Origin of the sequence: Microbacterium sp. UBA1612 (assembly GCF_002321605.1) — a bacterium.
GTDB lineage: Bacteria > Actinomycetota > Actinomycetes > Actinomycetales > Microbacteriaceae > Microbacterium > Microbacterium luteum.
In genome coordinates this window covers 111,725-119,459 of sequence record NZ_DCMW01000003.1, presented here as the reverse complement: position 1 = coordinate 119,459, position 7,735 = coordinate 111,725, and the positions used below count along the sequence as shown (strand labels likewise).

The 7,735-nt window shown below is 68.8% G+C and carries 8 protein-coding genes; 5 read left to right on the top strand and 3 right to left on the bottom strand.

Features of this window, described 5'->3' with window-relative positions; all coding sequences use genetic code 11:
- Positions 1 to 55 precede the first annotated feature (55 nt).
- Together B3S45_RS01065 and zapE are read right to left on the bottom strand one after the other, a co-directional pair.
- Positions 56 to 1,270 carry an ammonium transporter gene (locus B3S45_RS01065; RefSeq protein ID WP_071043463.1) on the bottom strand — a complete coding sequence of 405 codons (1,215 nt, stop codon included), beginning with the start codon at positions 1,268 to 1,270 and terminating at the stop codon, positions 56 to 58.
- A 213-nt stretch (positions 1,271 to 1,483) separates the two neighbouring features.
- Positions 1,484 to 2,518, bottom strand: a complete 1,035-nt coding sequence (gene zapE, locus B3S45_RS01060; protein ID WP_071043462.1) for a cell division protein ZapE — start codon at positions 2,516 to 2,518, stop codon at positions 1,484 to 1,486.
- A gap of 122 nt (positions 2,519 to 2,640) precedes the next feature.
- On the opposite strand from zapE, the gene B3S45_RS01055 reads away from it, so the two are divergent.
- Genes B3S45_RS01055 through B3S45_RS01045 form a run of 3 tightly spaced genes read left to right on the top strand, consistent with a single transcriptional unit; the run spans position 2,641 to position 4,725 of the window.
- The gene (locus tag B3S45_RS01055; RefSeq protein WP_071043461.1) at positions 2,641 to 3,540 is read left to right on the top strand and encodes a sulfurtransferase; all 900 of its coding nucleotides are present in this window, start codon (positions 2,641 to 2,643) and stop codon (positions 3,538 to 3,540) included.
- Positions 3,540 to 3,989, top strand: coding sequence for a SufE family protein (locus B3S45_RS01050; protein WP_071043460.1), 450 nt, complete (start codon positions 3,540 to 3,542; stop codon positions 3,987 to 3,989). Before B3S45_RS01055 ends, B3S45_RS01050 begins: the two co-directional genes overlap by 1 nt.
- Positions 3,979 to 4,725 carry a dihydrofolate reductase family protein gene (locus B3S45_RS01045; protein WP_083336380.1) on the top strand — a complete coding sequence of 249 codons (747 nt, stop codon included), beginning with the start codon at positions 3,979 to 3,981 and terminating at the stop codon, positions 4,723 to 4,725. The genes B3S45_RS01050 and B3S45_RS01045 overlap by 11 nt, the downstream gene beginning before the upstream one ends.
- Here B3S45_RS01045 and B3S45_RS01040 read toward each other — a convergent pair.
- Positions 4,673 to 5,887: an alpha/beta hydrolase family protein gene (locus tag B3S45_RS01040; protein WP_286716926.1), complete on the bottom strand. Its 1,215-nt coding sequence runs from the start codon at positions 5,885 to 5,887 to the stop codon at positions 4,673 to 4,675. The two genes, B3S45_RS01045 and B3S45_RS01040, sit on opposite strands and share 53 nt — an antisense overlap.
- A gap of 52 nt (positions 5,888 to 5,939) precedes the next feature.
- Between B3S45_RS01040 and B3S45_RS01035 the strand changes: the two genes are divergently transcribed.
- On the top strand, positions 5,940 to 6,500 hold the full coding sequence (locus B3S45_RS01035; protein ID WP_071043458.1) for a DUF3000 domain-containing protein: 561 nt from the start codon (positions 5,940 to 5,942) through the stop codon (positions 6,498 to 6,500).
- Entirely contained in the window at positions 6,493 to 7,692 is a 1,200-nt protein-coding gene (locus tag B3S45_RS01030) for an HRDC domain-containing protein (protein WP_194383125.1), read from the top strand. Before B3S45_RS01035 ends, B3S45_RS01030 begins: the two co-directional genes overlap by 8 nt.
- Positions 7,693 to 7,735 lie beyond the last annotated feature (43 nt).

Below are 7,735 nucleotides of genomic sequence, written 5' to 3'. Positions count from 1 at the left end.
GCGCTGTGGTCATGACCACAGCGCCCCTTGCGCTTGTCTGCGAGCCGCAGAGTGCTTACGCCATCGCGTAGCCCTCTTCGCCGTGCACCGTGGTGTCCACGCCGGCCAGCTCGTCCTCGTTCTTGATGCGGAAGCCGAGCGTCTTGTCGATCGCGAAGCCCAGGATGAAGGCGATCACGAACGAGTAGATCAGCACGCCGAACGCTGCGACGACCTGGAGAATCAGCTGTTCGAACCCACCGCCGAGGAACAGACCGGTCTCCGTGGCGAAGAAGCCGAGGTAGATCGTTCCGATCAGACCACCGACGAGGTGCACGCCGACCACGTCGAGCGAGTCGTCGTAGCCGAGCTTCCACTTCAGCTCGATGGCCAGGGCGCAGACCGCACCGGCGACGACGCCGAGGAGAAGTGCCCAACCGGGGGTCAGGTTCGCACAGGCGGGCGTGATGGCGACGAGACCGGAGACCGCACCCGAGGCGGCTCCGACCGACGTGGCCTTTCCGTCCTTGAGCTTCTCGACGATCAGCCAGCCGATGATGGCGGCCGCGGTCGCACCCAGCGTGTTGATGACGATCAGACCGACCACGGAGTCCTCTGTGCCCAGCGCGCCGAGGCCTTCGGCGCCGGCGTTGAAGCCGAACCAGCCGAACCACAGGATCGAGGCGCCGAGCACGACCAGCGGAACGCTGTGCGGCTTGTTGATGCCCTTCTGGAAGCCGATGCGCTTGCCGAGGACCAGAGCGAGGGCGAGGGCCGCCGCACCGGCGTTGATGTGCACCGCGGTTCCACCGGCGTAGTCGATGACCTCGGTGGAGAAGCCGAAGGTCGTGCCGAGGTTGTAGACCCAGCCGCCGCCCCAGACCCACGCCGCGACGGGGAAGTAGACGACCGTCGCCCAGATGCCGGCGAACAGCATCCAGGAGCCGAACTTGGCGCGATCCGCAATCGCACCGGAGATCAGCGCGACGGTGATGATGGCGAAGGTGCCGCCGAACATGGCACCGACGAGGTCATCGCTCGACGCCGAGGCGAGACCGAAATCGGCGAACGGGTTGCCGGCGAATGCCCAGGTGCTCTCCACGGCGCTCATGTTGAAGCCGTAGAGGATCCAGAGCACGCTCACGAGCCCCATCGCGCCGAAGCTCATCATCATCATGCTGACGACGCTCTTGGCCTTGACCAGGCCTCCGTAGAAGAACGCGACGCCAGGCGTCATAAAGAGCACGAGTGCCGAGGCTGTGATCAGCCAGGCGAGATTTCCGCTGTCCATGAAGTTCCTCATCCATGATTGGTGTTACTCGGGTGCCCACGGTGGCCGCGGTTCGGGTGGCGGTCCGGTGGGACGTGCCCCAGTCTCGCGAGCGAGGGTTTCAGGCGGCGTGCGTCGCGTGTTTCGGGTTTGTTACGTCACCGGCGCTCAGGTAAACATCAGGTTTCTCGACGGCGAGAACGTGCCGTGAGATGTCGCGACGGGCTGGCGGGGTCAGGCGAGAGTGGATGCGACGAGACGCGAGATGGCGCGCAGGTACTTCTTGCGGTATCCGCCCGCGAGCATCTCCTCGGGAAAGACCCCGTCCAGCGACAGGCCCGTGGCACGGACGGGGATCTGCGCATCGTAGACGCGATCGACGAAGGCCACGAAGCGCAGCGCGGCGGACTGATCGTCGAACTCCGTCACGTCGCGCAGACCGACGGTGGACACTCCGTCGATGAGTCGGATGTATCGGGACGGATGCACCTGCGCAAGGTGGCCGATCACGTCGGCGAACGCGTCGTCGGAGGCGATTCCGACGCTCGCCGCCGCGGAGATCGCCGAGCGGTACTCCTCATCCGTCAGTACGCGCGCATGGCCGTCGACCGCCCGCTGCCGGTAGTCGGTCCCGTCGATCCGGAGCGTGTCGAAGCTCGCCGCCATAGCATGGATCTCCCGCAAGAAGTCCTGCGCCGCGAAACGGCCCTCGCCCAGGGCGTTGGGGGGCGTGTTCGATGTGGCGGCCAATCGGGTGCCGGAGGCGACCAGCTCTCCGAGCAGCCGGGTCATCACCATCGTGTCGCCCGGATCGTCGAGCTCGAACTCGTCGATGCACAGCAGTTCGGAGCCGCGGAACAGGTCCACGGTGTTCTTGTAGCCGAGCGCGCCGACGAGTGCGGTGTACTCGATGAAGGAGCCGAAGTACTTCCGTCGCGCCGGCATGGCGTGGTAGACCGCCGCGAGCAGATGAGTCTTTCCCACGCCGAAGCCACCGTCGAGATAGACGCCGGGCTTCACCTCGGGTTGTTTCCTCCCCCGCCGGAACAGGCCGCCGCGCGAAGCCGCCGTTCGCCCGCCGGCGAAGGTCGCGAGCTTCTGCTTGGCCTCCTGCTGGGAGGGGTAGTCGCCGTCCGCGCGGTACGACTCGAACGTGGCCTGCGAGAACTGTCGCGGCGGCACGAGAGCGGCGACCATGTCCTCGCCGCTCAACTGCGGCTGACGCTCGGCCAGGTGCACGATTCCGGATCGAGCCGTGGTCGCGGTCATGTCGTCCTTCGTGTCGCGGCGGTGACGGATGCGATCCCCCGGGGCAGAAAGGGAAATAGGCTCGAAGGACGCGGATCCACACTACGCCGTCATCCCAACCGCCTTGCATCGAGGAGAGTTCCGTGCCCGTCGCATACGACCCTGCCGACACCTTCGCCGACTACGCCGCCCCGGAGCGTCTGGTCAGCACGCAATGGCTGGCCGAGCATCTCGGAGCACCGGGTCTGGTCGTGGTCGAATCCGATGAGGATGTGCTCCTGTACGAGACCGGGCACATCCCGGGCGCGGTGAAGGTCGACTGGCACACCGAACTCAACGACCCGGTCGTGCGGGACTACGTCGACGGACGTGGATTCGCCGACCTGATGCGTCGGAAGGGGATCTCGCGCGACGACACCATCGTCATCTACGGCGACAAGAGCAATTGGTGGGCCGCATACGCCCTCTGGGTGTTCTCCCTCTTCGGCCACGACGACGTGCGCCTGCTCGACGGCGGACGAGACCTCTGGATCGCGGAGGGCCGGGGCCTCACGACGGAGCGCGTCGAACGCCCGGTCACGGACTACCCCGTGGTCGAGCGCGATGACGCGACACTGCGCGCCTACCGCGACGACGTGCTCGCGCACCTCGGACGACCGCTCATCGACGTGCGCTCCGGCGAAGAATACGACGGCACCCGGACCTCGGCCCCGGCCTATCCGGAGGAGGGCGCCCTGCGTGCGGGGCACATACCGACGGCCCACAGCGTTCCCTGGGCCCGTGCCGCAGCGGCGGACGGGACGTTCCGCCCGCGCTCGGAGCTGGAGGCGATCTACCGTGGGGAAGTCGGTCTGCGCGACGCAGACCCGATCATCGCGTACTGCCGCATCGGTGAGCGCTCCAGCCACACGTGGTTCGTTCTGACGCACCTGCTCGGCTTCCCCGATGTGCGCAACTACGACGGGTCGTGGACCGAATGGGGAAGCGCGGTGGGCCTGCCGATCGTGACCGGCTCGGCCCGAGGAGAGGTTCCGTCGCGGTGATGATCGAACATCCCCTCCCGGCAGCACTGGCGGCGATCCGACAGGACTTCCTCGATCTTCAGGAGCCGGACCGCCTGCAGCTGCTCCTGGAGTTCTCCCATGAGCTGCCCGAGATGCCCGCCCGCCTCGCCGACCATCCGGATCGGCAGGAACGCGTGGCCGAGTGTCAATCGCCCGTCTTCATCGTGGTCGAGGTCGACGACGATGACCGCGTCGCCATGCACGCCACCGCGCCCGCCGAGGCTCCGACGACAAGGGGGTTCGCGAGCATCCTCGCTCAGGGCCTCACGGGTCTCACCGCTCACGAGGCTCTCGCCGTCCCGGATGACTTCCCGCAGTCGATCGGTCTGACGCGCGCCGTGTCGCCGCTTCGGATCGCAGGGATGACCGGCATGCTCGGTCGCGCGAAGCGCCAGGTGCGCGAGAGAATGGCTGCGCGTGAGCGCTGAGCGCACGGTCACCGTCACCGAGGTCGTCCCGCGAACCCTCGACTCCGTGACCACGGACTCCCTCGATGCCGATCGCTGGCTCAGCCGTCGGTACTCCGCCGACGACACCGGGTTCACCCGGCTGAACATGGTCACCTCGGTGACGGGCTCGATCGCCGGTTCCGACGGGACGAGCGAGACCATCACCTCCCCTACCGACCGGATGATCCTCCGCGCCGTGCGTGCCAACGCCGATGTGGTCGTCGTGGGCGCGACCACGGCCCGCACCGAGCGATACCTGCTCCCCGCCCACGCACGCCTCGCCGTGGTGACCGCCACCGGAGATCTCGACGGGGTCCGGCTCACCAGGCCGGGGCGGCCGCCCGCCCTGGTGCTGTCTTCCCGCGCGCACCGGGAGCGCGTGCACGCACGGCTCGCCGGCGCGCCGGTGGAGCACGTCACGATCGATGCCGACGAGCAGCTCGATCCGCGTGCGATCGTCGCGGAGCTCCGGGAGCGCGGCCTTCCCCGCGTCGTCTGCGAGGGAGGGCCGACGATTGCGACACGGTTCCTCGAGGCGGGATGTCTGGACGAGATCTGCCTCACGATCGCGCCCGCGCTCGAACCCTCGGGCGCGGCCTTCGTCTCACCGTCGCGACCGCGGGACGCGACGGTGGCGGGGATGCTCGTCGACGACTGCGGATTCAGCTATCTGCGGTTGCACCCGAGAGATCGTGTCGGCGCATCCAGTCGCTGATCGCGTGCGACCACCGGTCCTGATCGTAGTTCCACAGCTTGGTGTGACGCGCGACCTCGAACGCCTCCAGCTCGACAAGGTCGGGCCGGGCCGCGAGCAGGTCGTGGGAGGCATCCGAGGGCACGAACCCGTCATCGTCGCTGTGCAGGATGAGAACGGGGTGGCGGAGCTCATCCGCTCGCGCAACGACATCGAGGCGATCGAACGGGATCGGTGAACCCGTCCGCGTGAACGCCGTACCCCACTCCGATCCCAGGGCGTCGATCGCGAGTCGGGTCACCGGCTGCGGCAGGTTCATGAGTCCCGCCTGGTAGTCCAGGACGACCCGCCAGTCGATGACCGGCGAGTCGAGGACGAGGCCGGCGATCGCGTCGCGGTGAGCCGAGTTGAGTGCCAGCTGAAGTGCGATCGCACCGCCCATCGACCACCCCATGACGATCACCCGCCGCGCGCCGCGGCGTCGTGCGAATCCGATGGCCGCGTCGACGTCGCGCCACTCGGTCGCACCGAGGGCGTAGGTCCCCGTTCTGCTGCGCGGTGCTTCGCCGTCGTTGCGATAGGAGACGACGAGCGAGGTGATCCCCAGGGCATGGAAGACCGGCACCGCGCGAAGCGCTTCGGAGCGCGTTGTGCCACGGCCGTGCACCTGCACGACCCACGTGGTCCCGTCACCGGCGGGAAACCGCCACGCCGGGCAGGGCCCGACCGCCGAGCCGACCAGTTCCGGCGTCCAGTCCAGGTGCAGCTCGTCCGGATGACTGAAGTACCAGCCGCTGAAGGCCGCGTCGGGTGCCAGATGGGCACCCGATCCGACGTGGGTGAGCAGCTTGCGCGTGACGGTCTCGTCGTCCGCGGACAGGACGGTGCCGACCTTCACGTAGCTCTCGGTCCCCGTGGTGAACAGGCCGTAACGGCCGGGGAGCACCGTGTCCGCCGTGCGCTGGAGCGTGACCGTCTGCGCTTGCGTGTCGAGATCGAGCAGGCGCGTGTCCGGCCGGCGATCGGCGGGTGTGATCACCTGCCTGGCGACCCGCAACGAGAGGAGGGACATCGATGTCAGCACCAGCGCCAGCGCACCACCGAGAGCGGCGATCGCGAACCGGAATGCGGTGACGAGGGCGGGGGTGGCGCCGTTCTGCGCGGCGCGCCTGGAGGCGTGCATCGAGGCCTCACTCTAGTCTGTCTCCGTGGCTGTCACCCCTCCTCCCGCGCCGATGGCCTTCGCCTCCGTCGCCGAACAGGTGCGGGCGATGGGCTTCCGCGACGACCTCACCGTCCACGAGATCCCCGCCCCCGGCGGTCTCGCACCGTTCGCACTCGCCCTCGCAGGGGACGTGCGCCCGGAGACGGACGACGGCGTGTCGGCCTACGGGACGGGGCGGTTCATCCTCCTCAACGACCCCGAGGAGCCCGCAGCGTGGAACGGCCCGTGGCGCATCGTGTGCTTCGCCCAGGCGCCTCTGGAGACCGACATCGGCACCGATCCGATGCTCGCGGAGGTCGCGTGGTCGTGGCTGATGGAGGCCCTCTCGGTTCGAGGCGCCGCCCACCACTCCGCGTCGGGCACGGCGACGAAGACCCTCTCCCGCGGCTTCGGAACTCTCGCCGCGGAGGGCGACGGCGCGCAGATCGAGTTGCGCGCGTCCTGGTCGCCCGACGGTGACCTGACCGCGCACGTCGATGCGTGGGCAGAGCTGACCTGCATGCTGGCCGGGCTGCCGCCCGGCTCCGAGGGCATCGCCGTCCTCGGCTCCCGAAGGAATCCCCGTGGCTGAATACTCCGTCATCGCCGACCGCGACGCGTTCCTCGCGGCGTGCGAGGCACTCGCCTCCGGAACCGGACCGGCCGCCGTGGACGTCGAGCGGGCATCGGGGTTCCGCTACTCGCAACGCGCATACCTCATTCAGGTCTTCCGTCGGGATGCCGGCGTCTTCCTGTTCGACCCGCCCGCGATCGGCGACTTCGGCGCCCTTCAGCGCGCGATCGGCGACGTGGAGTGGGTCTTCCACGCCGCGAGCCAGGACCTCCCCTCGCTACGCGAACTCGACCTGGTCCCCGACCGCTTGTTCGACACCGAACTGGCCGCCCGGCTGCTCGGCCACGAGCGCGTCGGACTGGGCGCGGTCGTCGAGAGCACCGTCGGGATCTCCCTCGCCAAGGCTCACTCCGCCTCGGACTGGTCGCAGCGTCCACTCCCCCAGTCCTGGCTCGAGTACGCCGCACTCGACGTCATCCACCTCGTCGACGTGCGGGACGCCCTCGCCCGCGAGCTCGCCGACCAGGACAAGACGCGATTCGCCCTCGAAGAATTCGACGACGTGCGCGATCGCCCGCCCAAGCCGCCCCGAGAAGAGCCGTGGCGGCGGCTCAGCGGATTGCACACGGTGCGAGGCCGCTCCTCGCTCGCCGTGGCGCGCGCCCTGTGGGTCGCTCGTGAAGACCTGGCGGCTGCCGAGGATGTGGCCCCGGGCCGTCTGGTACCCGATCGCGCTCTCGTCGCCGCCGTCATCGCGGACCCGCGTTCGAAGCACGATCTCGCGCACGTGAAGGACTTCACCGGGCGCGCCAGCCGCACCGAGCTCGACCGGTGGTGGGCCGCGATCGAAGAGGGTCGCGCGGATGCGAATCCGCCTCGGGAGCGCGCGGGTGGCGGCGACGCGCTCCCGCCGCCCCGTGCATGGGCTCAGCGGAATCCGGAGGCTGACCTCCGGCTCAAGGCGGCGCGTCCGGCGGTGGAGGAACTCGCGGAGCGCCTGAACATGCCCACCGAGAACCTGCTGACGCCGGACACGTTGCGTCGTGTCGCCTGGTCACCGCCGACCGACCTCGACGCGGCGTCGATCGCGGACGCCCTGCGGTCGTGGGGTGCGCGAGCCTGGCAGATTGGACAGACTGCACAGGTGATCGCGGATGCTTTTGTATCTTCCGCCCAAGCCCCGGAGCAGGGGTCCGAGTCGGATTCGTAGGTTCGACCCAACCGATTCCGAGCCCTCCACGGCCGCTCCTAGG

Bases quoted from the DNA above. Each gene is read 5' to 3' on its own strand.
- zapE (WP_071043462.1), bottom strand. From the start codon at position 2,518: ATGACCGCGACCACGGCTCGATCCGGAATCGTGCACCTGGCCGAGCGT.
- B3S45_RS01050 (WP_071043460.1), top strand. From the start codon at position 3,540: ATGATCGAACATCCCCTCCCGGCAGCACTGGCGGCGATCCGACAGGAC.
- B3S45_RS01035 (WP_071043458.1), top strand. From the start codon at position 5,940: ATGGCCTTCGCCTCCGTCGCCGAACAGGTGCGGGCGATGGGCTTCCGC.
- B3S45_RS01040 (WP_286716926.1), bottom strand. From the start codon at position 5,887: ATGCACGCCTCCAGGCGCGCCGCGCAGAACGGCGCCACCCCCGCCCTC.
- B3S45_RS01065 (WP_071043463.1), bottom strand. From the start codon at position 1,270: ATGGACAGCGGAAATCTCGCCTGGCTGATCACAGCCTCGGCACTCGTG.